Here is a 25,008-nt window from a genome sequence, read left to right on the forward strand (position 1 = left end):
ATTATGTGAAAATTATATTGTATAAACAGGAAACCTGCTAATACCAAAGTCTGGCGAATCGAAGCGAGCCGTTAGCTTTTTACCGCACCAAGCGTCATCCCTTTGACAAAATAGCTCTGCAAGAACGGATATACGATCAGGATCGGTACCGTAACGATAATCGTAATGGCCATCTTTACGGATTCCGGCGAAATCTGCGCCATCACCTCGACCATGTTGCGGCCGCGGAAATTATCGACGTTCGTTGTCGTGCTCTGAATGACCTTCATGAGCTCGTATTGCAGCGTTGTCAGATGATCCTTCGAGCCGTTGTACAGATAAGTATCAAACCAAGAGTTCCACTGACCGACTGCAAGGAACAGGGCAATCGTGGCGAGTGCCGGCTTCGTCAGCGGCAGAATGACGCGCCAGTAAATGGTGAAATCATTGGCACCGTCGAGCTTAGCGGATTCTTGCAATGCATAAGGAATCCCATCGATAAAGGACCGAATAACGAAGACGTTGAATGCGCTAACAAGTCCTGGCAGCACATAGACGGCGAAGGTGCCCATCATGTGAAGATCCTTGATCAGGATGTAGAACGGAATCAAGCCGCCGGATACATACATCGTGAGAGCCAAGAACGTGGATACGAATTTCCGTCCCTGGAAGTCGACCCGGCTCAGCGTGAACGCCAGCATGGAAGCGCTGATGAGACCAAGAATCGTGCCGACAATCGTCCGGAGAATGGATATTTTGAGTCCGGTCATTAACCCGGAGAAGGCAAATATGGTTTCGTAGTTCTTCAGTGTGAATTGCCGCGGGAAGATGGTGATGCCGCCGCGCACACTGTCTGTTGAATCGTTAAGCGAGATCGCCAGAACATTTAGAAACGGATAGAGCGTGGCGACAGTAACAATGATAATGGCCGTATAGACAACGATATCGAAGATGCGGTCGGACCAAGGCGTACCGCTGGATAGTGAGCGAGTTTCCATTTGGCAGCCTCCTATATAATGCTTTCTTTCGTAATTTTCTTGAAAATGCCGTTAGCCGTGAAGAGCAAGAGAACACTGACGACAGAGTTGAAGATGTTAATCGCGGTACCGAAGGAATATCGTCCCATCCCTAACCCGTAGTTAAGCGCATACAAATCGAGCGTTTGTGAATAATCGCGGACTAGATTGTTGCCAAGCAAGAACTGTTTCTCAAACCCGATGCTGATCAAGTGACCAATCGAGATAATAACGAGAATGATGATCGTGGAGCGAATACCCGGCAGCGTAATGTTCCAAACCTGCTGCAGCCTGCTCGCGCCGTCCACTCTTGCAGCTTCGTAGAGCTCCGGTCCAATGCCGGCAATTGCGGCCAGATAGATGATCGTGTTCCATCCGGTTTCTTTCCATACATCCGAGGCGGTTACGATCCCCCAGAACAAATTGCCTTTGGCCGAAAACTGAATCGGTTCGCTGATGATGTGAAGACCGACTAGCAGGTCGTTCACCGCACCGTTATCGGTGGAGAGCATTTTCGTTACGATGCCCGCTGCCACGACCCATGAGACGAAATGCGGCAGGTACGAAATCGTTTGAACGAAACGCTTGAACACTTGAATGCGAACTTCATTGAGCAAGATGGCGAAGATAATCGGAATCGTAAATCCGGCAATCAAACCCATCACACTCATCGCAAGCGTATTACGCAGCGCTTGGAAGAACGAATCGTCTTGGAACAGTTCCTTGAAATACTGCAATCCTACCCAGTCTTGTTCGAAAAATGATTTGGCGGGCTTGAACTTCTGAAACGCCATCGTCCATCCCCAGAGCGGCAAATAGCTGAATACGAACACCCAAGCTATAAAGGGAAGAGACATGAGATACAAATATTTTTGCTGCATAAATGTGTGCCAGAAACGCGGCTTCCGGTAGTTCATAAGCAATTCCTCCTTGCTGTATGATCTAATGATAAGGAAAATAAAGCGTTTTCAATACCCTAACAATTTTGCTCAAAATCATATAAAAATCTCACATTTTCCGATAAGAGGACGGTGAAGTTCCGACGTATTTTCTAAATTTGCTATGAAAATAATCGACATTGGAGTACCCGACCTTCTCGGCAACCAGATACACTTTCATCCCTTGAGTGAGCAGTTCTTTCGCTTTCTCGACCCGAACTTTATCCAGATAAGTGTTGAAATATTCGCCTGTTTCGTTCTTGAACAGCTTGCCGAGATAGGCGCTGTTGTAGTTAAATACAGCCGCCAGCGCATCCAGCTTCAAATTCTCCACATAATTGCGCTGAATCAAATCAAGCATCTTCTTGATTTGTTTGCCCGTGCCAACGGTTGCCGATTCGGGCTTTAAGCCTTGCAAAAAAGCAATGACATGCAGCTCCATCTCGTTGTAGTGCGTTTGCTCGAATATGGCATGGATGCTGGCAGAGAGCTGCCCTCCCCTTGTCTGCATGTCAGGATCATGCTGCGACAGCTTGCTGATCACGCAGGTAACAATTTCGGCAAGCGTAGCTTTTATCGTTTGCTCCGAGCTGCCGCACGCCAACAGAAATTTGCCCTTCTCCGCAACCAATTCCGCTATCGCTTTCGCATTCCCGATATCGATGGCAAAAAACAACTTTGCAGCCGTTTCGCCGCAATCGAACACGGTTTCTTCAGCCGCTGCGTCGATTATTGGAGCAGTCTTTGCAATTGGTGCCGTTTCTGCTGTTATTAGCTGACCACCCGCATAGAAGAATCGCATGCTGACGAACTTCGCCGCTTCCTCGTATGAGCTGCCGATATCTTCTAATCGATTCACGCTTGATCCTGCCGCTGCAGTAAATGCCAGGTCCTCTTGGGACAATAGGGCGGCCATGTCTTTGAATAATGCCTGCCGCTTCTGCTCCAAGCTCAGATCCTTCTTCGCGAGCAGCCCGATAAAGGAATCCATGGTAAACACAACGCCTGTACCCGTCTCCTCAAATGCTTGAACGAACAGCCCCTTCAGCCTCATCAGCTGTCCATGCTCGATCTCATGCCCCTTGCCTTGCATTTTCAGGAGCACGACGGTATAGCTGTCCCAATTAAGGTCCGCATCCGTCAATTCGTTCTCCTGCAGTGCAGCTGGCACCTGACTGCCCGGAATCAGATAAGACTGCACGATTCGCTCGCGATTCCACACTTCCTTCAACTCGCTCTTGAGCTTCTGCGCCGATTCTCGCATCAGTGTGGCGTGCAGCTTGACCAAATAATCGACCAACTCGTCCTCGTCGACCGGCTTGAGCAGATAGCCGTCCGTATCCAGCGCAATCGCCTTCTTGGCATAGTCGAAGTCCGCATAGCCGCTCAGGATTAGCACATGAACGGACTGTTCGTTCTTGCGCAGCTGATCTATCAGCTCAAGCCCGCTCATTCCCGGCATTCGAATGTCCACGATCATCAGATCCGGCTTATGCCGATCATATTTCGCAAGCGCATCCTTCCCGTTTGCTGCGGTGTCCACCACTTCATAACCAAGTTCGTTCCAGTCAATTAGCGTTCGCAAGCCTTCGCGGATCGTAGGTTCATCATCTGTAATGAGCACTTTATACATAAGCAGAATCGCCTCCAATAGGAATCGTAAATTGCACTCTGGTTCCAATGCCCGGCTCGCTCCAAATATCGAGTCCGTACTCGCTGCCATAGAGAAGCTTCAGCCGCATATGAACATTTCGAAGCCCGATGCGGTTGCCTTCCCCATCCTCTTGATCGCCAAACGTTTGCAGGACTTCTTCCAGCCTCTCCCGCACCATGCCTTCGCCATTATCAATGACTTCGACGTGAATCATATCCCCCAGCAATTCGGCTTTCACGCGAACGAGACCGCCTTCTTCCCTGTTCTCAAGTCCATGAATAACGGCATTCTCCACCAGAGGCTGAATGATAAGCGGAAGAATCGGTGCCATATCCGCGGCGGGATCAACCAGCAGTTCATACATGAGCCGATCTTCATATCTGAATTTCTGGATGTCCAAATAACAGCGAACCATATCGATTTCATTGCGCAGCATGACGGTTCGATTGCCGGCTTCGAGATTTTTGCGCATCATTTTGCCCAGCAGCCTAACGACATTCGAAATCTCTTTCTCCCCCTTCAAATGGGCCTTCATCCGAATCGATTCGAGCGCATTGAATAAGAAATGGGGATTGATTTGACTGGCCATCATTTTGAATTTGATTTCATTTTGCTTCGACTGAATTTGCACCTTCTGCTTGTTTGATTCCTGTACTTCGATGAGGAGCTCGTTAATGCTGACCACCATGGCGTTGAACTGCCTGGACAGCTGTCCAATCTCGTCCTTCCCGTCAATTTCGAGCGCAATATCGAGGTTACCGGTCGCAACCTTCGTGATGTGCTTGCTTAGACGCAGCAGTCGATTCGAGAGAAACGTCGCAAAACCATAGATTAAGCCGATTGCCACTACGAGACTGATCGCAACAACCGACAGCGCCAGCACAATAATTTGATTGGCTTCCTTCACGATGCTGTCGATGGAAAAGACCGAAATAATCCGAATCCCGTTCAAGCTTGAAGCCGGGACGAGCTGTTCGATTTGAATTTGAGAGGATTTGCCGTCCACGACCGCTTGGAATCTCCCGCTTTGCTTATCGACGACGTTCGGATCAAATGAAATATCGGCAAGCGTCTTTCCTACCCGATTCGGACGGTTCGCGGACACGATATGATTATCTTCATCCACGATCATCGTCTCGAAGGTTTCTTGATTGAGAATCGAATCCAGCATTCGCCCGTTCACATTGATGACGAGTATGCCGATGTTATGCTGATTCAGAAAATCGATTTTGCGGATTAAGCTCAAATAGGGCAGATGATCGCGTTCATCCTCGATATAGTTCCAGCCGATCAGCCCGCTGCTGTTGATCGCCGTTTGATACCATTTCGACCGAATAATGGCGCTTGTCGGCTGAATGAACTCCCAGTTGTTAAGCAGCGTCTTATTATTGATGTAGAAACGGATGTTGGTAATCTCTTTATACAAGCGAATGTATTCTTTAATATCCGGGTAATCCTTGTACGCCTTCACGACGTCGTAAACGGTTTCATATTGACCATTCGCGAGTCCGGCGAGCCGGCTGTCATTGGACATCCGATAAGAAATATCATTCGAGACATTGATCACCTCGGCCGTCCGTTTCTTTACCCGCTCCACGTTTGCAGCAGTCTGTTCAAGCGCGTTTTCCAGCGCCATATGCCGCAGCTCGCTCGTCAGGAAGACCCCGACCATCATGACCGGTACGAAAACAACGACGATACAGGATAAAATAAGCTTTGTTCTCAGTTTCATGTCATTCATGCTGCGGATTAGGAATCGGAACATCGCTGAAGCCTTCCCTTCTGTACGTGAGCTATCTATTTACTGGAAGCGTTTTCAAAACAAACGGTTATTTCTGATGCTCAAAAGCATATTCTCCATTCTAATCAATTGAAACTCGAAAGAACAGGTAAAATTTGTTCCATTTTTCATGTAATAATTAGTGATTTTGGTTAAAAAACAAAAAAAACGATACCGGTTGGTATCGTTCTTTCGGTTCGGATACTTCTAAAGCGGCGACTGCGCAGGTGCTGGTTTGGGTGAAAGTGCAGCCACAGGCGCTGGTTTTGGTGCCGGTTTAGGCGTCGGTACCGCTGATTGCGCGGGTGGTGCCGGCGGAGACAACGCAAGCGAGGATGTCGTGGTATGCAGCGCATCTTCACTGAAGCGCTGTACTTCCTCCTTTAAACCCAGCATCCGCTTGTCCAGCGCACCGATCATATCGGCTGTTTCCTTCAATTGATCGCGAATGGAATCGGGCATGTCATCGTGAAATTGATAATAGATCTTGTGCTCCAAGCTGGCCCAGAAATCCATAGCGATGGTCCGCAGCTGGATTTCCACTTTCACATGCTCAATGCGATCCGATAGGAATACCGGAATTTCAATGATCATATGCAAGCTTTGATACCCGTTTGGCTTCGGATCCTTTATGTAATCCTTGACCTCGATGACCTTCACATCACCTTGTCTGAGAATCATCTCGTAAACGCGGTAGACGTCAGTTGTGAACGAGCAAATCACGCGTACCCCGGCGATATCCCGGATATGCGCGGCCGCATTTTCTTTGGACACTTCCACGCCTTTGCGCTGCAGTTTCTCCACGATGCTCTCCGGCGATTTTATCCGTGTTTTCACATGCTCGATGGGGTTGTAATGCTGAACGAATTGCAGTTCTTCGTTGAGAATCGTCAGTTTCGTGCTTATTTCATCCAGTGCAAACTTATAGCTCATCAGCATTTTGGCCCACTCCATGACCATTTGCTTGTCCATCATCTCTCTCACACTCCTTGTTGCTCTCATCTGTATTACCCACTACAAGATCGGTGATAACAGCCGGACGCAGGATTCCCTGAATCTGTGAAACGTCGATCGTTGCGTATAGGCTTCATAAGTCAGCTCCGAGCAGACCTTCATGTCATCCTCGAATATACGTTTCAGCTGTGACGCCGTTTCGGTATCATATAGAATCGCATTGACTTCAAAATTCAATTTGAAGCTGCGAATGTCCACATTGGCCGTCCCCACCGAGGCGACATGGCCATCCACGACGATCGTTTTCGCGTGAAGGAAGCCCTTCTCATAGAGATAACATTTCATCCCTTCGCTGAGTAAATCGCCCAGGTACGAGTACGATGCCCAGTACACCATTTTGTGATCCGGCTTGCTAGGCAGCATCATGCGCACGTCGATTCCGGATAATACGGCCATTTTCAAAGCGGTCAATAAGCTCTCATCGGGAATAAAATAAGGCGTTTGGATAAAGATCGTTTCCTTCGCGGAATTGATCATTTTGATATATGCGTTCTTGATTTGCTCCAGCGTTTGGTCCGGTCCGCTCGATACAATCTGAATGCCCGCGTTTCCCGTATTGGCGGTCGGCGGGAACAGCTCCAGCACATCCCTTGTAATCGGTGACGAGGACGCCATGTTCCAATCCAGCATATAATGCGCCTGCATTTGGAGCACCGCATGGCCGGTAATGCGCAGATGCGAATCCCGCCACGCCCCATAGCGCTCATCCTGCCCTAAATACTCATCGCCAATATTGAAGCCGCCAATGTAGCCGATTTGCCCGTCGATAATCGCGAGCTTGCGATGATTGCGGTAGTTGACGCGAATGTTGAGGTAGGGGATTTTGGAGGGGAAGAAGAAAGCGACCTCTCCGCCCGCCGCACGCAGCCGATCAAAGAAATGACGCGGAAGCAGCGAGCATCCGATGTCATCGACGAGAAATCGGACCTTGACCCCTTGTTTGGCTTTGCTTGCAAGCACATCGAGCAGGCGATTGCCCAGTTTGTCGTTCTGCACAATATAGTACATGAGATGAATGTGACTGCTCGCCCGCTCAATATCATCGAACAGCGCACCAAATTTATCATTGCCGTCGGTATAAATTTCAACCTTGTTGTTCTGCGTGTACAGCGCAAAACCGCTCGTCAAATTCATATAGATCATATCCGCGTAATTCGCCGCTGCCGCGTCGTTAAACACGACCTGATTATCCCGAAACTCCCGCCGCTGATTCTCGATCATCGCGTTCATCGTTTCTTTCGTCCGTTTGTTCAGCTTATAGATCTTCTTCTTGCTCAGGTTCTGCCCCAGTACCAGGTACACCACGAACCCCACCGCAGGCAGAAAGAGAAGCACCATCAACCACGCCCACGTCACGCCCACGTTTCGCCGTTCCATGAATATAACCGCAATCGCGAGCGGTATATTAACAACCATCAAATAAGTAAAAAAGTTCCCAAAATTAAGCATCGGCATGCCTCTCCTCGAATGCTTGCAGCATCTTTGCATTCCTTACCCAGTATAAACCATTTTGAGCCGTAGGCCAAAATGGTGGCAGGGGCCCGGTGACGTGCCCCGTGCGGCCGGGGTCATGTCACGGGCCAGCGGGGCGGCCGGCCGAGGCGGGCGCGCTGCCTCATGTAGATCTCTTGTTGTGCTACATTCGCTCATTACGCCGAAATTACTTCCATGTAGATCTCCTCGTGCATTACATTCACTCATTTTCCCCTATCTAGCTACTATGTAGATTTCCTCGTGCACTTCATGCGCTCATTTCGCCAAACTAACTACTATGTAGATCTCCTCGTGCGCTTCATGCGCTCATTTCGCCAAACTAACTACTATGTAGATCTCCTCGTGCGCTACATTTACTCATTTCCCCCTAACTAGCTACTATGTAGATTTCCTCGTGCACTTCATGCGCTCATTTCGCCAAACTAACTACTATGTAGATCTCCTAGTGCGCTTTATGCGCTCATTTCTCCAAACTAACTACTATGTAGATCTCCTCGTGCACTTCATGCGCTCATTTCGCCAAACTAACTACTATGTAGATCTCCTCGTGCGCTACATTTACTCATTTCCCCCTAACTAGCTACTATGTAGATTTCCTCGTGCACTTCATGCGCTCATTTCGCCAAACTAACTACTATGTAGATCTCCTAGTGCGCTTTATGCGCTCATTTCTCCAAACTAACTACTATGTAGATCTCCTCGTGCGCTTCATGCGCTCATTTCCGACCTCTTTGCTACTCAAATTTGAAGTAGACAGCTTATAGCGCATAATTCTGCCTGTCCCAGATACTTTCGTCACAAGAAGGCCTTTGCTAACAAGTGAACGAAGGTGTTTTGCAGCGGAGCCTCTGGAAATCCCCATCTTCTTCGCCGCAGCAACCGGAGTCAGTTCCCCCCAGCACTCCTGCATCAAATGCAGGAGTGCTCGCTCGTAAACGCTCAGCTCTTCGCCGGCGGGGCGAGCGATGCCGCCCCATTTGGCTAATCCCATGAGCAGCGTTTGTTGGCTTCGGCGGGGTTTCTCCATGACTTCGTCGTAGGCGAAACGCAGCAGTTTCCAGCCTTCGATGAGCAGATGATTTTGACGGCACAAGTCATCAGCGAATTTCCAACGAGAAATGTCCCGCCAGTGCGGCCCAAAGCCGTCAACCTCCAGTAATAGCTGATAAGACAACGGAGGGCAATAAGCGAAGTCTGCGAAGCGCGTCCCGCCTTTCAAATCCACTAGCTCATACTGGGGATGCAAATAGTCTAAGCTCCCGACTGCCGGCCACCACACCTGCTGAAGCAGAGCTTTCTCTGCCTCTCCGTACTCCGACAACCTTCGTTTCCGCTCCTCGCTCCCACTCTCCATCGCTTGTTCCATCATACGCGTATATGCCTGCTCGAACTCTTGCGCCACCATCATGACCCACTCCTCCGACAAATAAAAATAGGCTGCCCGCCCGGAAAAATCTCCGAGAAGAGCAGCCTGTGCTTCAGGACAAATTATGTAACTCATATATGCTTCAATTATAGTGGATTCGACTTCTGCGTGCTAGAGTTTTGGGATAAAAGAGGACATTCGAAGATACCGATTGCCGAATCGCTTAACGGATCGAATGGCCTCCCGTCGCTTCAATTATGACCTACTCAGCCATCATTCGTTGCTACTTCCTCCGGAATCACTTCACCGGCTACTTCGTCCCAAACCGCTTCACGGAACGGATTTTGGCGCGTTCGATCTCGACTTGGCGATTGCGCGGTTCGGCATTGGTTACCAATGAGCTAAGCAGTTTCTGCGCAACTGCGGTAACTTCGTCAATCGCGATGTGGAAGGCAGCCTCATTCGCTTTGGAGGGTGCAGTGAACCCTGAGAGCTTACGGACAAATTGCACCGCGGCTGCATGAACCTCTTCTTCGGTAGCAGGCGGATCAAAGTTGAACAGCGTCTTAATATTACGGCACATAGCGAGTCTCCTTTTGGTCAAGCATTATTCCTTATTTTACTACACCGCGGCCCCAGTCTCTAGTCTCGAACTCCGCACATGTACCCATTCGCCTGCAGATGAATAAAGTACACCATCTGATTATTTTCAGGAGGTAGCCACAGCCAATGATCCCCGTTTACCCGTATTACGGTAAAAAGACGGTCTGCAAAGAAGAGCCGATCGCGTTTCCTCCCCAGCATCAGCCTGTCCAGCCTGGGCTGGAGTATGAGATGGTGCCAAGGCCGATATTTGAAAATCCTTCGTATAAAGGCAGCTGCAAGCTGCAAGATAAGGTGGCCATCATTACCGGCGGCGATAGCGGAATTGGCCGTGCGGTTGCCATTGCTTTTGCGAAAGAAGGCGCTCATGTCGTCATCCCTTATCTATATGAGCACAGGGATGCTAACGAAACCAAACAGAGAATCGAGCAGCTCGGCAGAACCTGCCTGCTCCTACCGGGTGATTTAAGATCGGAGCAGCACTGCCGGGAAGTCGTCAATCTGACGATGAGGACCTACGGCAAGATAGATGTCTTAATCCTTAACCAAGGCGTGCAGTTCCCGCAAACCAGCATTATGCATATTTCCGCGGAGCAGCTGTACGACACGTACAAAACGAACATTTTCCCCATGTTCTATATCACCAGAGCAGCGCTGCCGCACATGAAATCCGGAGCCGCGATCGTCAATACAGCCTCCATTACCGCTTATCAAGGCGCACCTCTGCTCATCGATTATTCTTCTACCAAAGGTGCCGTTGTTTCTTTCACACGTTCCCTTGCCCTCTCTCTGGTGCACCAGGGCATCCGGGTAAATGCGGTTGCTCCGGGACCGATCTGGACGCCGCTTACCGTGTCCAGCTACCCTGCAGAATACGTTTCCACCTTTGGCCTGGATACGCCGATGAGGCGGGCCGGCCAGCCATTCGAGCTGGCACCTGCTTATGTCTACCTCGCATCTGACGATTCGAGCTACGTAACAGGCGAAGTCGTCCATGTCAATGGAGGCGCAATGGTCACAACCTAGCCACATCATATGCAAAACAAAATGCCCGCCAAGATCATAAACCTGATCTCGGCGGGCATCGATCCCTACAAATGCTTCAACAAATTACTCACCACATGCACAAGATGCTGCTTCATCCGCTCGCCCGCGAGATCGGCATCCCGGCTGGAGATCGCCTCGTAGATAGCGAGATGCTCGCGATACAGCCGCTCGGAAACCGAGCGATTCGCGTAAATCTCGACCCGGCGAATCTCGCGGATAGCCATTTCAAGCTGGCTCACGATGGAATCGAACAGCCGCACCATAATGGAATTATGCGTCGCTTGCGCCAGCGTCGCATGAAACTCCACGTCGGTGCGCTCCCCCTCCCGATCATCGCCGATCGATGCTTCCATCTCCTGCATGATCCGATGCAGCTCAGCCAAATCGGCGTCCGTCGCCTTCAAGGCAGCGATGGAGGCGTTCGATACCTCCAAAGACTGCCTTGCTTCAAGAAGCTCGAGCAGCGTCTCGCGGTTCATCCGCAGCGACTGCAATTCGGGCAGCTCCACTTCAGGCGGCGCGCTGTTGATAACGGTACACCCGCCGCCCTGTTTGATCTCGATATAACCCATAGCCTTCAGCGCACTGAGCGCCTCGCGCATGGTCGAGCGTCCGACGCCGAATTGCTCCGACATCTCCTTCGTCGAAGGCAGTTTGTCGCCGACCTTCAGCTTGCCGTCAATAACCAAGCGCTTAAGCTGCTCGGCAATCTCCTCATAATGATTGCGTTTCGATAAACGGGTAACTTCCATCGGTAGAATTCCCTTCTATTAGCCAACAATGATCGCGTAGACGACGCCGGGTCCATGTACGCCAATCGTCAGGTCGTTCTCGATATCGGCAGATCGGCTTGGCCCGGATATAAAATGAATGCCTGCCGGCAAGTTCGCTCGTCCTGCCTGATCAAAGTTTATCAAAACTTGGCCCAAACGTGTATGCAGCCGTTCAATCGGAATAATCGCCATGAGTACCGTCGGCAGCAAACTAACGGAGCGCCCTTTGTCCTTCGATGACGTAACCGTAATCGAAGCCGTATACGCCGCTGCATAATCAGCCACAACAACGCCGAAATCCGCTTCCGCAGCCCGTGCTTTCCAGTATTCCTCCGGATCGCTGTTCCAAACGGATATCTTCGCATCCGGAATGGCCGCTTCCAAGCCCAGCTCGTTCAGCTCCGGTTGATTTTGGCGGATCACATACTTCGCGCTCATCTCGGCCGCCTTGCCCGCAATAAACGACTTCGCTTCTTCCATATCGGCAAGCCGAACGGCATGCCCTCCGACGGCTTTGAAATTGTCCATAAACTTCGCGACGCGCTCCTCGAGCGGCCACTCAAAGTCTTGCCAGAAATCCGGCGCGCCGCGATACGGATGCGCCGGCGGCGCGATCTCGCGCGGACGTCTCAGCTTCGCGGAGATGCCGTCGATGAAACCCGTCTGCTTCGCGCGCGACTCCGCGTCAAGCCCGTCGAGCCATGCTTGATGCTCCTTTGACCTAGCTGCCATGACCATGCCCTCCTCCTTTGCCTGTTCCGCGTTCCTTCACGATCGCTTCCATCCGGCGCTTCATCGCTGGATCCATTTCCTGCAAGCCGCTGCGGATTTCCGCTTCCATCGTAGGCCACTTCTCCCTAAACGATTCCTTCGGCAAGCTCGGCGCAACGCGGTACGTGTTCCAGCCCTTCAACGGACCGACCTTCGTGCGGATTCCGCCATCGCGAACGACCAGCTTTTGACCCAATTGACCGATCTTCAGCACGGCTTTAAATCGCTTCGAATTCTTCATCACCGCAGCGAAGCCCTTCATGCCGAGCGCTTCCAGCTTATCGCCGCGGCCGCTCTCCAGCTTGCGCCGGCGCAAATAAACGAGCATTTCGTGCAGCGGAATCTTCACCGGACAAGCCTCGTAACACGCGCCGCATAAACTCGAAGCATTGGCGATATCGTCCCACTCCGCAACGTTTTTCTTCAGCGCCGGGGTAAGCACCGCTCCAATCGGTCCGCTGTACGTGCCGCCATAGGCATGACCGCCAATGTGGCGATAAACCGGACAAGCATTCAAACAAGCGCCGCAGCGAATGCAGTTCAGCAGTTCTTGGAACTCAGGGTCGCCAAGCTGCAGCGAGCGCCCGTTATCCACGATAATAATATGCATCTCATCCGGGCCGTCCGCATCGACCTCGCGGCGAGGCCCGGAGATAGCCGACATATATACGGTTAGCTTCTGCCCTGTCGCCGAACGCGGCAGCAGCGTCGCCATCACTTCCAGATCGGCGAACGACGGAATAATACGCTCCATCCCCATCAGCGTAATTTGCGTCTTCGGAACGGTCGTCACCATCCGCGCATTGCCCTCATTCTCGAACAAGACCATAGATCCCGTTTCGGCAATGGCGAAATTACAGCCTGTCATGCCAATGTCCGCTTCCAGAAACCGTTCCCGCAGCTTACGGCGCACGAAGCCGGCAAGAATCTGCGTATCCGGCTCAAGCGTCTCTCCGGCATCGGCCGAGAGCAGATCCGCAATTTGATAACGATTCAAGTGAATAGCCGGGATGATAATATGGGATGGCGTTTGGCCGGCCAATTGAATGATATATTCGCCAAGATCGGTCTCAATCGCCTCGACCCCGATCGATTCCAGCGCCGTGTTGAGATGAAGCTCCTCCGTCACCATCGACTTGGACTTCACGACCGACTTAGCCTCAACATGCTTCGCAATATCCAGCGAGATCTTAACCGCATCCGCTGCCGTCTCGGCAAAATGCACATGGACACCGTTCGCTCGCGCATTGTTCACAAACAGATTCAAGTAATAATCGAGATGCGCAATGGTATGCAGACGGATTTGCCGTCCGCGCTCGCGCCAATCGTCCCAGTTGCCATGATCCTCGGCTGCTTTCTCCTTGCCCGTACGCAGACGCTCTGTCGTAAACCGAACCGCTTTACGCAGAAAATCATTGTTCAGCGCAATATCCGCCCGTTCCTTGACCGTGTTGCCGCCAACCGTTCCTGCTCCACTCATGCGCCTTTCACTCCTTCATAGAGAAGCTCCGCCAGATGCATCACGCGCACAGGCTTATCCCGGTATCGCAAATTGCCCGCAATGTTCATCAGGCATGCCATATCTAGGCCAACAAGTACTTCCGCTTCCGTCTCCAGCACATGATCGCTCTTCTCGCTCACCATCGCACCGGAGATATCCGACATTTTTACCGCAAACGTACCCCCGAACCCGCAGCAATCATTGGCAAAAGGAAGCGGAATCAGCTCCATCCCCTGCACCTGCTTCATCAGCATGAGCGGCTCCTCCTTCACGCCCAGCAGGCGACTGCCGTGGCAGGAAGGATGATACGTGACTTTATGCGGGAAGCTAGCGCCAACATCCGTAACCCCTAGCACCTGCACCAGAAATTGCGTAAACTCGTAGGATTTCTCCTGCAGCTTAATCGCTTTCTCCAGCATGACAGGATCGTTCTCGAACAGCTTCGGATAATGATGAATCATGCCGGTACAAGAACCGGATGGAGAAATGACGAAATCGCAATCTTCAAAAGCAGCCAGAATCGTAGCCGCCGTCTCACGCGCTTCCTTCCAGTAGCCGCTGTTGAAAGCAGGCTGGCCGCAGCAGGTTTGCACGGTCGGGAACTCCACGGTTACGCCGTATCTGGCTAACAAACGGATCATCGCCTCACCGACCGGAGGATATAAGGCATCGCTTAAACAAGTAATAAATAAGGAAACTTTCACGTTCATCGGCACCTCGCCTTATGAAATAGTTATGATATCATTTTATCAGGTTGTCAGACATGTTGACAATATAAAAATGCGGAGACTTGGCCTAATTTACTGTTTACAACACAGCTACTTGGTGATACTATGTAGTGGTACTAAGCGATACAAAGTAGCTTGGAGGACGTTTATGGAAAACCTTACGGAAATGCTGAAAGGGGTTCTGGAAGGCTGCGTGCTTGAAATCATCGGCCGGAAAGAAACCTATGGCTACGAAATCGTAAAATCCCTCAATACGCTCGGCTTCCAGGATGTCGTCGAAGGCACCGTCTACACGATTCTGATCCGGCTCGAGAAAAATCAACTCGTCGATATCGAGAAGAAGCCCTCCGATGTCGGGCCACCAAGGAAGTTTTACCGGTTGAATGACGCCGGGCAGCGTGAGCTTAAGTTATTTTGGGACAAATGGGGCTACATCTCGTCAAGACTTGCCCAACTGAAGGAGGATAGCCGTGTTTAAGAAAATCGTTCATGCCATCCAAGAAGGACGTAAGCAGAAAAAAGTGTACAGAGCATGCGTCAAACGTGCAAAGAAGCTCCCCTATGAATACCGCGAAGTATATAAAATCGCCTCACATTATATGCTCACTTTCTCGTCTCAGGATCCCGCAGTCATCAACCTCTTTCCCGAGATGCTCGACATGTTCGAGCTGGCCGCCGCCGAAGGACGAGACGTTCTGGATCTAGTCGGAAACGACGTCATGGCTTTCTGTGACGGATTGCTGGAAGGTGTGTCTTCTCAAACGTGGACAGGACAGATGCGTGCCAAAATGAACGCATCCATTCATAAAAAACTGGGGAAATAGGAGGCATCATCATGCCGACGACGACGAACAATCTTGCCATTGAGGTAAAAGGCCTCAAGAAGGCTTACAAAAATGTGGAAGTTCTGCGGGGAGTCGACTTCGCCGTGCAGAAAGGTTCGACCTTTGCCCTGCTCGGCTCCAACGGTGCCGGCAAAACCACGATCATCAAAACCCTTGCCACCTTGCTCCAGCCTGACAGCGGGAATGCGAAGATTAACGGCTATGATGTATCTGTGCAGCCGGAGCAGGTACGAAACGAAATCAGCCTGACAGGACAAAGCGTCACCGTAGACTATATTTTGTCCGGACGCGAGAATCTTCGCATGATGGCCAAACTGCGCCATTTGCCGAACCCCGACAACCAAGCCGACGAGCTCCTGCGTCGCTTCGACCTGCTCGATGCCGCCGATCGCCGCATCGCGACTTACTCCGGCGGCATGTGCCGACGTTTGGATTTGGCCATGAGTTTGCTGGGCAATCCGCGCGTTATTTTTCTGGACGAGCCGACTACCGGTCTTGACCCGCAATCCCGTATTGCCATGTGGGAGATCATCAAGGATCTTGCAAAATCGGGTGTCACCGTCTTCCTCACGACGCAATATTTAGAAGAGGCCGACCACCTTGCCGATCAAATCGCGATCTTGCATGAAGGCACAATCGTTGCAAACGGCAGCCCTGCGGAGCTGAAAAACCTGCTGCCGCGCGGACATCTGGAGCTCCGTTTCGATCATGAAGCTGCGCTGTCAAAAGCACGCGACCTGTTTATCGAATACAACGCGACGGCAGATGAGAACAATCTCACGCTCTCCGTCATCACCGACGGAACTACGAAGCAAATGCTCAAGCTCCTGACTAAAGCAGCGGACGCGGAAATCGAGATTGCCGAGTTTGCGCAGAAGCTGCCTACATTGGAAGATGTATTTCTGACATTCGTCTCAAACGAAAAGGAGCGGTCCCTATGAAGCTGATGCATGTTCTAAGCGATACTGCCGTTATGAGCGGACGTGTCATACGCTATTCCACGCGCAGCATCGATACCATTATTACCGTGCTTGCCATGCCGATCATGATGATGCTGCTCTTCGTTTATGTCTTCGGCGGGGCGATGGACACCGGCGATCTAAGCTATATCAATTACATTGTGCCCGGCATCTTACTCTTTTGTATTGCCAGCGGTGTTGCCTACTCTTCGCTCCGTATCAATAATGATCTCACCAAAGGTGTTTTCGAGCGCTTCCACTCCATGCCTATCGCAAAAGCATCCATTCTAGGCGGTCATGTGATCGCGTCCTTAGTGTTTAACGTCATTTCGCTCATTGCTATCTTTCTCGCGGCTTTCTTAATGGGATTTCGCCCTCAAGCTGATGCGCTCGGTTGGGTATTGGCTATTCTCATTCTATTGCTCAGCATTCTCGCATTCACGTGGATTGCCGTCACCTTTGGCCTACTTGCCAAAACCTTCGAAGGCGCCGGGGTATTCGCTTACATTCTGATGCTGCTCTTATTTGTCAGCTCGGCATTTGCCCCTACCGACAGCATGCCGAGAGCCGTTCGCGTTTTCGCCGAATACCAGCCTATGACGCCGCTCATCGAAAGCATCCGTTCTCTCTTACTCGGAGGAACAGCGGACCAAACAACACTTTCGGCGCTGATATGGAGTTCGGCGATCCTGGTGGTCTTCTGTTACTCCGCGATGAAGGTGTATAAGCGGCGCATGAAATAACAATAAAAAAGATGACTTCCGATTCGATCGGAAGTCATCTTTGCTGCTTACACGGTCAAAACCGAAATCGAAGTACGATCCGCAAGCTGCAGCCGCGTATCCTGCGGAAGCCGCTGATCCGTAATGATCCGATTGATCTCGCTGATGTCCGCGACATGCGTAAACGCCTGTACTCCGAACTTGCTGGCATCGGCCAGCAATACTACTTCGTCCGCCATACCGATCATTTTCTGCTTGATGCGCGCTTGCAGTTCATTCGACTCGCTAATGCCGCGGTCCAAATGAACCCCTTTGCAAGAGAGAAATACTTTATCGACATGGTAAAGGTCGAGCGACCGCTCTGCAAGCGGACCGACAAAAGATAACGAGCGCTGCGCCAGCAAGCCGCCTGTCGAAATGACTTCAATGCGCTCCTTGCTGCTCAGCTCGGTCGCTACTTTGATCGAATTGGTCAGCACCGTCAGCGGAAAATCCGGCAAATACGAAGCCATATACCACGCGGTAGAGCTCGCGTCCAGCAGGATACGGTCTTTCGGGCGAATGAGCTTGACCGCCTCCTGCGCGATACGCTTCTTCTCCTCCGCGTGCGTAATTTCACGCTCCGCATACGGAATTTCCGGCTGCTGCTGCGGCAGATCCTTCACGCTGACCGCACCGCCATGCGAACGGCGAAGCCTTCCCGCTTGCTCAAGCCGATCCAGATCGCGTCGGATCGTCTCCTCCGTCACCTGGCACAGCTCGCTGAGCTCCGTTACCCGGATGCTGCCCCGTTCATTTACCAGTCCCACTATTTTCTCATAACGCTCTGCAACCAGCATAGTCATCCTCTTCTCGCGAACTGCTCATATTGCCATCTTCTATTGGATAAGTCCCGTTAACGCACGGAATTTCCCGTATGCATCATCCCATAACTGGCGTTCCTGCGGCTCGTACACCACGACAGGGAACGACTCCCGGATCACCTTGCGCGCTTCCCAAATATCGGAGAGCTCGTCTTGCGCAATCCACTGCACGACTAAGTTGCCAAGTGCGCTGCCTTCAACCGGCCCGGCCCAAACCGGCTTGCCGATCGCATTCGCCGACCACTGGCACAGCAGCACATTTTGAATGCCGCCGCCTACCATATGCAGACCGCTGAACGTTTTGCCTGACAGCCGCTCTGTTAATTCAAGCACATAACGGTATTTCAGTGCAAGACTTTCCAGAATGCAGCGGACGATTTCGCCCGGCGTTGCCGGCGCTGTCTGCCCCGTCGACACGCAATATTGACGAATTCGCGCTGGCATATCGCCTGCATGCAGGAACATCGGATCATCCGGTTCGATGAGCGCACCGAATGCCGGCGCTTTCTCCGCCAAAGCAATCAGCTCAGGGAAAGTGTACGATTGACCGGCACGTTCCCAAGCTCTGCGGCTTTCCTGCAAAATCCACAGCCCCATAATATTCTTGAGCAAACGGTAGGTGCCGTAAACGCCGCCTTCATTCGTGAAATTCAGCTCCTGCGCGAGTTCGTTGATGATTGGACGATCGATCTCCGTCCCCATCAGCGACCAAGTGCCACAGCTTAAGTAAGCAAAATCTCGCTCCAGCGCCGGAACCGCCGCAACCGCCGAGCCCGTATCGTGCTCGGCTGCCGCATAAACCGGCACTGCACCGATGCCGAGCTCTTCCATAAGGGAAGGCCGCAGTTGACCCACTCGTGCCCCCGGCTGAACAACGTCGCCGAACAGCGATGGCGAGATCCCGATCGCTTCTAGCAGCGGCTGGTCCCAGCGTGCTTCGAGCGGATTGTACAGCTGCGTCGTTGTCGCATTCGAGAACTCGTTATGCATCTCGCCGGTCAGGAAGTACCGAAGCAGATCCGGAATCATGAGAAACCGTTCTGCCCCCTCAAGCAGCGGAGAATTTGCTTCCTTCAGCGCCGCAAGCTGGTAAATCGTATTAAACGGCAGAAACTGAATCCCTGTCCGGCCGAAAATCATTTCCGTCGTAAGGCGCGCCTTCGTGCGTTCCATTACTCCGTCGGTATGACGATCCCGATAGTGGTAGGGATTGCCCAGCAGCTCGCCGTCTCGGCCGATGAGTCCGAAATCGACCGCCCAGGAGTCGATGGCAAGGCTTGCCGGCGTTTCGCCGGCATGTTTCGCCTTCAGCAGTCCTTGTTTGATTTCATGAAACAAACGGAGAATATCCCACTGCAAACGGTCGCCGACGCCGACCGGATCATTGCCGAATCGGTGAAGCTCCTCTACCTCGATAACGCGATTATTTAATCGGCCGAGCAGCGCCCTTCCGCTGCTGGCTCCAAGGTCATAAGCCAGAATGCTTGGCAAGCTGCATCCTCCTATACGTTAGATTCTGCTGCTTCGACCGGTTCTTTGCCCCGCTGCAGCAATACCGCTTGCTCGTAAGCTTTCACTTCGGCAAGCCATGCTTCACGCACAGGCACGCCGTTCTTCTCGCAGTAATAATCCCAAACCGCGCCGAACGGGTAAGATTTGAATTCCTCTTGCAGCGCAAGGCGAGTCGTATAGTCGCCATCAAGCTCCGCTTGGCGCAATGCTTCTACCGGATCCAGCATCGCTCTCATCAGCGCTTTGATCGTGTTGCGCGTTCCGATAACCCAAGCGGCTACACGGTTAATGCTGGCATCGAAGAAATCGAGGCCGATATGCGTTTTGCTAAGCAGATCGCCGCGGACAAGCTCACGGCCGATATCGATCAGCTCATCGTCCATCGTCACGACATGATCGCTGTCCCAGCGCATTGGGCGGCTGACATGGAGCAGAATGCCGTCTGTGAACAATGAAATCGCAGACAGCTTATTCGAGATGACCTCCGTCGGGTGGAAATGGCCGGCATCCAGACAGATCAGTTTATTGTTTTGCATCCCATAGCCCATGTAGAATTCATGCGAACCAACAACATAAGCTTCGGAGCCCAAGCCGAACAGTTTGCTCTCCACTGCATCCAGGTTATGAGCAGGGTTCAATTCTTCCTCGAAAACTTCATCGAGCGCATCCTTCAACCGTTTGCGCGGTGCCAAACGATCGACCGGCGTATCTTTGAATCCGTCCGGAATCCATACGTTCGTGACGCAGGTTTGGCCGAGCTGCTCGCCGAAATAAGCGCCGATTTTGCGGGATGCTTTGCAATGGTCGATCCAGAATTGACGAATCTCCGGATCCGGATGGCTCAGCGTGAAGCCGTCCTTCGACTTCTCGTGGGAGAAGCAGGTTGGGTTAAAATCAAGGCCGAGTCCTTGCTCCTTCGCCCAATCGACCCATTTCTGAAAATGTTTCGGTTCGATTTTGTCCAATTCGACTTGCTCGTCCGTATCTACATAAATCGCATGCAGATTCAGCTTGTGCTTGCCGGGAATCAAGGAGAATGCCAGCTCCAAATCCGAGCGAAGCTCCTCCGGCGTACCGGCAGCTCCGGGATAATTACCGGTAACCGAAATGCCTCCTGTCAGCGCTTGGCCTTTGTTCAGGAAGCCTCGTACATCGTCTCCTTGCCAGCAATGCATCGATATTTTAATTTGAGCCAGCTGCTCCAATGCCGCATCCACGTCAATACCATGGCGTGCATACAGCGCTTTGGCTGCCTCATAATTGGCTTGAATTGTTTGGTCCATCTCACATGCTCCTTTTATCGTTATTTTAGAGGATGAGCTATGACTGACATTAATGCATTCTCCGCTTGCGTTGCATCCAAACGGCTGTATTGCACGATAATCGGAATATCGCTCAATACCTCAATCGCATAAGGAACGCCGACCGGAATGAACTCTCCGCCTGACGAAAGGGAAGAGGTACGGATATGTTTGGTTCGTCTGCCCGGTACGACAACAAGAATGTTTTCAATCGGATTGCGATCCTCGAAGAAAATGGTCATCCGGATCAGTGCGTCTTCCGATGCACAGTTGAGTACACACACCGATTCGTGGCTTTCAAGTGAACCTTTGCTCGTTGGAGGAATGTAGCCGTCCGGTATAATCCAGTGCTTCTCGCCTCTTGCTTGATACATGCCCGCACCAACCTCTCTTATCGTGTGAATGCTGCCGGCACGCCGCCGTCAATCGTCAACATGCAGCCAGTCGTCTTATCGGCCTTGGATGATGCAAAGAATGCAACGCCTTCAGCGATATCGCGCGGATAGATGTTAACGAGCAGCGTCGTCCGTTTACGGTAGTACTCTTCCAGCTGATCCGGCTCGATGCCGTAAGCGGCTGCCCGCTCGTTGCGCCAGCTGCCGTTCCAGATCGTGGAGCCTTGCAGAATCGCATCCGGCAAAATCGTATTGCAGCGAATGCCGAACTCTCCGCCTTCTGCCGCCACGCAGCGTGCCAAGTGAGCCTCCAATGCTTTTGCCGAGCTGTAAGCCGATGCGCTCTTGCCCGCATACACGGAGTTTTTGGAACCGATGAAGACCATGTTGCCGCCGATCGCTTGCTCTTTCATCAGCTTGAACGCTTCACGTGCGACCAGGAAGTAACCTGTGCCAAGCACGTTCATGTTCAGGTTCCATTCTTTCAAGGATGTTTGGTCAAACGGGCTCGAGGTTGCTAGACCCGCGTTGTTCACGATGATGTCGATGCCGCCGTACGTGATGGCAGTTTCCGCGATAGCCGCCATAACCGCTTCTTCGCTTGTCACGTCCATCTTCACGGCAGCCGCACGGCCTTCGCCGTACTTCCCATTAATTTCGCCGGCTACCCGCTCCGCACCTTCCAAATTCAGGTCGGCAAGCACTACATGCGCGCCTTCGGAAACGAGGCGGCGAGCCGTTTCGCTGCCGATACCGCCGGCACCGCCGGTAATGAACGCGACTTTGCGGGAGAATTCCGCTTCTGCAGGAGCAAGCGACAGTTTGTACAGCTCAAGCGGCCAGTACTCGACGTTGTAGGATTCATTCTCGCTCAGGGAGACGAAGTCGCCTAGCGCTGTTGCGCCGCGCATAACGGCAATGGCACGGTGGTAAAGTGCGCCGCTTACTTTTGAGTTGGACCAGCTTTTGCCTGTATTAATCATGCCGATTCCCGGAATTAGAATAACGCGCGGCGCCGCTTCGAACATCACGTCGCCTTCGTTCTTATTCCGTTCGAAATAGGCTTCATATTGTTTCTTATACGCAGCGATGCTTTCTTTAAGAATCGCTTTCAAGCCATCGATGTCTGCCGGGTTAGGCGTCCAATCGATGAACAGTGGCACAACCTTCGTGTGAACGAGGTGGTCCGGGCAAGCTGCGCCGACTTGGGACAGCTCAGGGGATTTCGCGCCGCCTACGAATGCCAGCACGTCGTCTGCATCGTCGAAGGTCAAAATCATTTTCTTCGCATCGCTGACTGCGCCGCGAATCGTTGGCATCACTTGTGCAGCGATGCTTCTGCGCACATCGGCTTCAAGCGCTGCGTGTTTCACGCCGCCGAACAGCTTCGCTTCGTTGACGCTAGCTTCAATGAAGTCTTCCGCTTCTGTGATGATTTTGATCGTTTGCGCGTATGCTTCTTCGGACGTTTCGCCCCAAGTGACGAGACCGTGTTTCTCCATAAGCACGAGCTCTGCTTTCGGATTCGAGAGCACGCCTTGCGCAATCATTTTGGATAGGGTGAAGCCCGGGCGTACATAAGGGACCCATACGAAACGATCGCCGAAAATTTCTTTCGCCAGCTCTCTGCCGTTATCCGCGCAGCACAGGCTGATGATGGAATCCGGATGCGTGTGATCCACGTGTTTGAACGGAAGGAAGGCATGCAGCAGCGTTTCGATCGAAGCGCGCGGGTGCTTGCTGTCGATCATGCAGTGTGCCAGGTAACCAACCATTTCCTCATCGGACATTTCATCGCGCTCGAACAGCGGACGAATATCCTCCATGCGCAAACCCGTGAAATTGCCCGCTTTCATCGTAGCAAGGTCAGAGCCGCTTCCTTTCACATACATCACTTCAATGTCACGACCGCGGAAATCCTGTACCGTCGTCTTGCTGGACGTGTTGCCGCCGCCCCAGTTGCATACCCGGCGATCCGTGCCGATGATGTTCGAACGATAAACCAGCTGCGCAAGTCCGCCTTGCAGCTCCGATGCTTTCTCTTGCTCCCACAAACTTTGTACCATTGTGAATACCTCCGAATGAGTTTGATATATGATGTTGAGATCAGTGTAACATGTTTGTTTGTTTTTGAATACAGAAAATCAAACAAAAACAAAAATACCCGAAAACAGCAGCGAAGATGCTTCTTCGCTGCTTTTTCCGGGTTATTTATTGGATTGAATATAGCCCACCAGGTAGATCCCTAGGTACTCTACATGCGCTAAATTCGCCGAATTCGCTCCCATGTAGACCCCCTGGTACCCTTCTTTCGCTCAACTTGCCGATTTCGCACTCATGTAGATCCCCTAGTGCTCTTCTTTCACTCGATTCGCCGAATTCGCTCCCATGTAGATCCCCTGGTACCCTTCTTTCGCTCAACTTGCCGATTTCGCACTCATGTAGATCCCCTGGTGCTCTTCTTTCACTCGATTCGCCGAATTCGCTCCCATGTAGATCCCCTGGTGCTCTTCTTTCGCTAATTTCGCCGAATTCGCTCCCATGTAGATCCCCTGGTACCCTTCTTTCGCTAATTTCGCCGAATTCGCTCCCATGTAGATCCCTTGGTACCTTTCTTTCACTCAACTTGCCGATTTGCTATTCAAGCCAAAGAGTGGCTCCCAGAGCAACTCTTTGTCGGAAAGTAAGCTAGTTTTACGAAAGAGTAGCCCCCAGGGCAACTCTTGCAAGTTAGTTGGCGAATCAAGCGCCTAGATAAATCACTTACACCTCATCAAACATCAAAATAATCTTATTAAACGCATTCGGTTTCGTTTTGGTCTCATGGAAGGCATGGGCGATGTCCCGGAACGGCATCGTCGCCGTGATGAACGCATCAGCCAGCTCGCGATTGCGGCTGAGGAAATCGATAATGAACGGAAATTGATCCACGCTGTTCCGGCTGCCGCGGATTTCGACTTCCTTCTTCGTAAACAGGATGCCGGGAAAACTCACATCGTCAGAGGTCAGCCCCACGATCACAACATGGCCGCCTGCGCTGACCAGATGAATCGTCTGCTCCATCGTGCGCTTGAGACCGGCCACCTCGATGACGGCATTGGAATATTCCCCGCCGGTCAATTCCTTCACGCGCTGCACAGGATCCGCTTCCAGCGGATTGATCAAGACGTCCGCACCGAATTGCTTCGCGGTCAGCAGCCGCTCCGGCACGACATCGACGGCGAACACGCGCACAGCATACAGCTGCTTCAGCAGAATCAGAATCGTCAGCCCGATCGGGCCCATGCCAAGAATCGTGACGGTCATGCCATCCTTCACACCAGCCTGCTTGACCGCCTGTGCGCCAATCGTGAACGGCTCGCACAACGCGCCGATGCGGTATTCCATCTCATCCGGCATCGGATGAATGCACCGCTCCGGCACCGCTACATAGTCGGCAAACCCGCCTTGCCCGCCAAAGGAGCCGACGAATTTCATATCGATGCAGCAGTTGTACTTCCCGCTTAGGCATGGATAGCAGCTGCCGCACGGAATCGCCGGTTCAATGATGACGCGGTCACCGGGCTTCGCACCGGACACCACGCCTTCGCCTACTTCCTCAACCACGCCGGACAGCTCATGTCCGTATATTTCCCATGCAACTACAGACGATTTTCCACCTTTGCAAGACCTATTTCCCTCCTGCCATGCGGCGCATTTCCGTTATGATTACAGGTGTACTCTGCTTGCTTGTTTGTTTGCTGCAGG

Annotated in this window: 24 protein-coding genes; 5 read left to right on the forward strand and 19 right to left on the reverse strand. The window is 52.0% G+C overall.

All coding sequences use genetic code 11. From position 1 onward, the window contains the following. Nucleotides 1–71: 71 nt before the first annotated feature. The 8 genes from I8J30_RS03055 to I8J30_RS03090 all read right to left on the reverse strand — a co-directional run bounded on the left by I8J30_RS03055 (nucleotide 72) and on the right by I8J30_RS03090 (nucleotide 9,824). Entirely contained in the window at nucleotides 72–977 is a 906-nt protein-coding gene (locus tag I8J30_RS03055) for a carbohydrate ABC transporter permease (protein ID WP_210655252.1), read from the reverse strand. A gap of 11 nt (nucleotides 978–988) precedes the next feature. After that, complete coding sequence (locus tag I8J30_RS03060; RefSeq protein ID WP_210655254.1) at nucleotides 989–1,912, reverse strand: ABC transporter permease; 924 nt, start codon at nucleotides 1,910–1,912, stop codon at nucleotides 989–991. A 91-nt stretch (nucleotides 1,913–2,003) separates the two neighbouring features. Then, entirely contained in the window at nucleotides 2,004–3,566 is a 1,563-nt protein-coding gene (locus tag I8J30_RS03065) for a response regulator transcription factor (protein WP_210655256.1), read from the reverse strand. Next, the gene (locus I8J30_RS03070; protein WP_240547753.1) at nucleotides 3,559–5,319 is read right to left on the reverse strand and encodes a sensor histidine kinase; all 1,761 of its coding nucleotides are present in this window, start codon (nucleotides 5,317–5,319) and stop codon (nucleotides 3,559–3,561) included. Before I8J30_RS03070 ends, I8J30_RS03065 begins: the two co-directional genes overlap by 8 nt. A 255-nt stretch (nucleotides 5,320–5,574) precedes the next feature. Beyond that, entirely contained in the window at nucleotides 5,575–6,342 is a 768-nt protein-coding gene (locus I8J30_RS33505; RefSeq protein ID WP_276316066.1) for a GTP pyrophosphokinase, read from the reverse strand. A gap of 39 nt (nucleotides 6,343–6,381) precedes the next feature. Beyond that, nucleotides 6,382–7,836 carry a cardiolipin synthase gene (gene cls, locus I8J30_RS03080; RefSeq protein ID WP_420831196.1) on the reverse strand — a complete coding sequence of 485 codons (1,455 nt, stop codon included), beginning with the start codon at nucleotides 7,834–7,836 and terminating at the stop codon, nucleotides 6,382–6,384. Nucleotides 7,837–8,560: 724 nt separating this feature from the next. Then, nucleotides 8,561–9,283, reverse strand: coding sequence for a DNA-binding response regulator (locus I8J30_RS03085; protein ID WP_210655261.1), 723 nt, complete (start codon nucleotides 9,281–9,283; stop codon nucleotides 8,561–8,563). A 268-nt stretch (nucleotides 9,284–9,551) separates the two neighbouring features. Beyond that, a complete protein-coding gene (locus I8J30_RS03090) occupies nucleotides 9,552–9,824 on the reverse strand; it encodes a DUF2277 domain-containing protein (protein ID WP_210655263.1) in 273 nt (90 codons plus the stop codon). A 146-nt stretch (nucleotides 9,825–9,970) separates the two neighbouring features. On the opposite strand from I8J30_RS03090, the gene I8J30_RS03095 reads away from it, so the two are divergent. Continuing rightward, entirely contained in the window at nucleotides 9,971–10,870 is a 900-nt protein-coding gene (locus tag I8J30_RS03095) for an SDR family oxidoreductase (RefSeq protein WP_210655265.1), read from the forward strand. Between the two features lie 65 nt (nucleotides 10,871–10,935). Here I8J30_RS03095 and I8J30_RS03100 read toward each other — a convergent pair whose 3' ends face one another. The 4 genes from I8J30_RS03100 to I8J30_RS03115 are packed head-to-tail and all read right to left on the reverse strand — an operon-like array spanning nucleotide 10,936 to nucleotide 14,640. Next, nucleotides 10,936–11,643, reverse strand: coding sequence for a FadR/GntR family transcriptional regulator (locus I8J30_RS03100; protein ID WP_210655267.1), 708 nt, complete (start codon nucleotides 11,641–11,643; stop codon nucleotides 10,936–10,938). Between the two features lie 18 nt (nucleotides 11,644–11,661). Beyond that, nucleotides 11,662–12,396: a LutC/YkgG family protein gene (locus I8J30_RS03105; RefSeq protein WP_210655269.1), complete on the reverse strand. Its 735-nt coding sequence runs from the start codon at nucleotides 12,394–12,396 to the stop codon at nucleotides 11,662–11,664. After that, a complete protein-coding gene (locus I8J30_RS03110; protein WP_210655270.1) occupies nucleotides 12,386–13,915 on the reverse strand; it encodes a LutB/LldF family L-lactate oxidation iron-sulfur protein in 1,530 nt (509 codons plus the stop codon). The genes I8J30_RS03105 and I8J30_RS03110 overlap by 11 nt, the downstream gene beginning before the upstream one ends. Next, nucleotides 13,912–14,640 carry a (Fe-S)-binding protein gene (locus I8J30_RS03115; RefSeq protein WP_210656061.1) on the reverse strand — a complete coding sequence of 243 codons (729 nt, stop codon included), beginning with the start codon at nucleotides 14,638–14,640 and terminating at the stop codon, nucleotides 13,912–13,914. Before I8J30_RS03115 ends, I8J30_RS03110 begins: the two co-directional genes overlap by 4 nt. A gap of 172 nt (nucleotides 14,641–14,812) precedes the next feature. Between I8J30_RS03115 and I8J30_RS03120 the strand changes: the two genes are divergently transcribed. Genes I8J30_RS03120 through I8J30_RS03135 form a run of 4 tightly spaced genes read left to right on the forward strand, consistent with a single transcriptional unit; the run spans nucleotide 14,813 to nucleotide 17,211 of the window. Continuing rightward, nucleotides 14,813–15,142, forward strand: coding sequence for a PadR family transcriptional regulator (locus I8J30_RS03120; protein WP_210655272.1), 330 nt, complete (start codon nucleotides 14,813–14,815; stop codon nucleotides 15,140–15,142). After that, nucleotides 15,135–15,488 (forward strand): DUF1048 domain-containing protein, encoded by a 354-nt coding sequence (locus I8J30_RS03125; RefSeq protein WP_210655274.1) that lies wholly within the window; start codon nucleotides 15,135–15,137, stop codon nucleotides 15,486–15,488. The genes I8J30_RS03120 and I8J30_RS03125 overlap by 8 nt, the downstream gene beginning before the upstream one ends. 11 nt (nucleotides 15,489–15,499) lie before the next feature. Then, the gene (locus I8J30_RS03130) at nucleotides 15,500–16,450 is read left to right on the forward strand and encodes an ATP-binding cassette domain-containing protein (RefSeq protein ID WP_210655276.1); all 951 of its coding nucleotides are present in this window, start codon (nucleotides 15,500–15,502) and stop codon (nucleotides 16,448–16,450) included. After that, nucleotides 16,447–17,211: an ABC transporter permease gene (locus I8J30_RS03135; protein ID WP_210655278.1), complete on the forward strand. Its 765-nt coding sequence runs from the start codon at nucleotides 16,447–16,449 to the stop codon at nucleotides 17,209–17,211. Before I8J30_RS03130 ends, I8J30_RS03135 begins: the two co-directional genes overlap by 4 nt. Before the next feature lie 47 nt (nucleotides 17,212–17,258). Here the strand turns inward: I8J30_RS03135 and I8J30_RS03140 are convergent, their stop codons facing one another. The 7 genes from I8J30_RS03140 to I8J30_RS33875 form a co-directional block, all read right to left on the reverse strand. Further along, nucleotides 17,259–18,029: a DeoR/GlpR family DNA-binding transcription regulator gene (locus I8J30_RS03140; RefSeq protein ID WP_210655280.1), complete on the reverse strand. Its 771-nt coding sequence runs from the start codon at nucleotides 18,027–18,029 to the stop codon at nucleotides 17,259–17,261. Nucleotides 18,030–18,068: 39 nt separating this feature from the next. Further along, nucleotides 18,069–19,544, reverse strand: coding sequence for a rhamnulokinase (locus I8J30_RS03145; protein ID WP_210655281.1), 1,476 nt, complete (start codon nucleotides 19,542–19,544; stop codon nucleotides 18,069–18,071). Nucleotides 19,545–19,555: 11 nt separating this feature from the next. Further along, nucleotides 19,556–20,848, reverse strand: a complete 1,293-nt coding sequence (gene rhaA, locus I8J30_RS03150) for an L-rhamnose isomerase (RefSeq protein WP_210655283.1) — start codon at nucleotides 20,846–20,848, stop codon at nucleotides 19,556–19,558. Between the two features lie 20 nt (nucleotides 20,849–20,868). Continuing rightward, the gene (locus tag I8J30_RS03155; RefSeq protein ID WP_091214085.1) at nucleotides 20,869–21,240 is read right to left on the reverse strand and encodes a sensory rhodopsin transducer; all 372 of its coding nucleotides are present in this window, start codon (nucleotides 21,238–21,240) and stop codon (nucleotides 20,869–20,871) included. 17 nt (nucleotides 21,241–21,257) lie between these two features. Beyond that, on the reverse strand, nucleotides 21,258–23,327 hold the full coding sequence (locus tag I8J30_RS03160; protein WP_210655285.1) for a bifunctional aldolase/short-chain dehydrogenase: 2,070 nt from the start codon (nucleotides 23,325–23,327) through the stop codon (nucleotides 21,258–21,260). Between the two features lie 351 nt (nucleotides 23,328–23,678). Next, nucleotides 23,679–23,855, reverse strand: a complete 177-nt coding sequence (locus I8J30_RS03165) for a hypothetical protein (RefSeq protein ID WP_210655287.1) — start codon at nucleotides 23,853–23,855, stop codon at nucleotides 23,679–23,681. Nucleotides 23,856–24,024: 169 nt separating this feature from the next. Next, nucleotides 24,025–24,891: a zinc-binding dehydrogenase gene (locus I8J30_RS33875; protein ID WP_338044810.1), complete on the reverse strand. Its 867-nt coding sequence runs from the start codon at nucleotides 24,889–24,891 to the stop codon at nucleotides 24,025–24,027. Nucleotides 24,892–25,008: the final 117 nt, after the last annotated feature.

The organism is Paenibacillus lignilyticus (genome assembly GCF_017942085.1).
GTDB lineage: Bacteria > Bacillota > Bacilli > Paenibacillales > Paenibacillaceae > Paenibacillus_Z > Paenibacillus_Z lignilyticus.

Coding starts and splice junctions, on each gene's coding strand:
- I8J30_RS03055 (WP_210655252.1), bottom strand. CDS start 977: ATGGAAACTCGCTCACTATCCAGCGGTACGCCTTGGTCCGACCGCATC.
- I8J30_RS03060 (WP_210655254.1), bottom strand. CDS start 1,912: ATGAACTACCGGAAGCCGCGTTTCTGGCACACATTTATGCAGCAAAAA.
- I8J30_RS03065 (WP_210655256.1), bottom strand. CDS start 3,566: ATGTATAAAGTGCTCATTACAGATGATGAACCTACGATCCGCGAAGGC.
- I8J30_RS03070 (WP_240547753.1), bottom strand. CDS start 5,319: ATGAAACTGAGAACAAAGCTTATTTTATCCTGTATCGTCGTTGTTTTC.
- I8J30_RS33505 (WP_276316066.1), bottom strand. CDS start 6,342: ATGATGGACAAGCAAATGGTCATGGAGTGGGCCAAAATGCTGATGAGC.
- cls (WP_420831196.1), bottom strand. CDS start 7,836: ATGCCGATGCTTAATTTTGGGAACTTTTTTACTTATTTGATGGTTGTT.
- I8J30_RS03085 (WP_210655261.1), bottom strand. CDS start 9,283: ATGATGGTGGCGCAAGAGTTCGAGCAGGCATATACGCGTATGATGGAA.
- I8J30_RS03090 (WP_210655263.1), bottom strand. CDS start 9,824: ATGTGCCGTAATATTAAGACGCTGTTCAACTTTGATCCGCCTGCTACC.
- I8J30_RS03095 (WP_210655265.1), top strand. CDS start 9,971: ATGATCCCCGTTTACCCGTATTACGGTAAAAAGACGGTCTGCAAAGAA.
- I8J30_RS03100 (WP_210655267.1), bottom strand. CDS start 11,643: ATGGAAGTTACCCGTTTATCGAAACGCAATCATTATGAGGAGATTGCC.
- I8J30_RS03105 (WP_210655269.1), bottom strand. CDS start 12,396: ATGGCAGCTAGGTCAAAGGAGCATCAAGCATGGCTCGACGGGCTTGAC.
- I8J30_RS03110 (WP_210655270.1), bottom strand. CDS start 13,915: ATGAGTGGAGCAGGAACGGTTGGCGGCAACACGGTCAAGGAACGGGCG.
- I8J30_RS03120 (WP_210655272.1), top strand. CDS start 14,813: ATGGAAAACCTTACGGAAATGCTGAAAGGGGTTCTGGAAGGCTGCGTG.
- I8J30_RS03130 (WP_210655276.1), top strand. CDS start 15,500: ATGCCGACGACGACGAACAATCTTGCCATTGAGGTAAAAGGCCTCAAG.
- I8J30_RS03135 (WP_210655278.1), top strand. CDS start 16,447: ATGAAGCTGATGCATGTTCTAAGCGATACTGCCGTTATGAGCGGACGT.
- I8J30_RS03140 (WP_210655280.1), bottom strand. CDS start 18,029: ATGCTGGTTGCAGAGCGTTATGAGAAAATAGTGGGACTGGTAAATGAA.
- rhaA (WP_210655283.1), bottom strand. CDS start 20,848: ATGGACCAAACAATTCAAGCCAATTATGAGGCAGCCAAAGCGCTGTAT.
- I8J30_RS03155 (WP_091214085.1), bottom strand. CDS start 21,240: ATGTATCAAGCAAGAGGCGAGAAGCACTGGATTATACCGGACGGCTAC.
- I8J30_RS03160 (WP_210655285.1), bottom strand. CDS start 23,327: ATGGTACAAAGTTTGTGGGAGCAAGAGAAAGCATCGGAGCTGCAAGGC.
- I8J30_RS03165 (WP_210655287.1), bottom strand. CDS start 23,855: ATGGGAGCGAATTCGGCGAAATTAGCGAAAGAAGGGTACCAGGGGATC.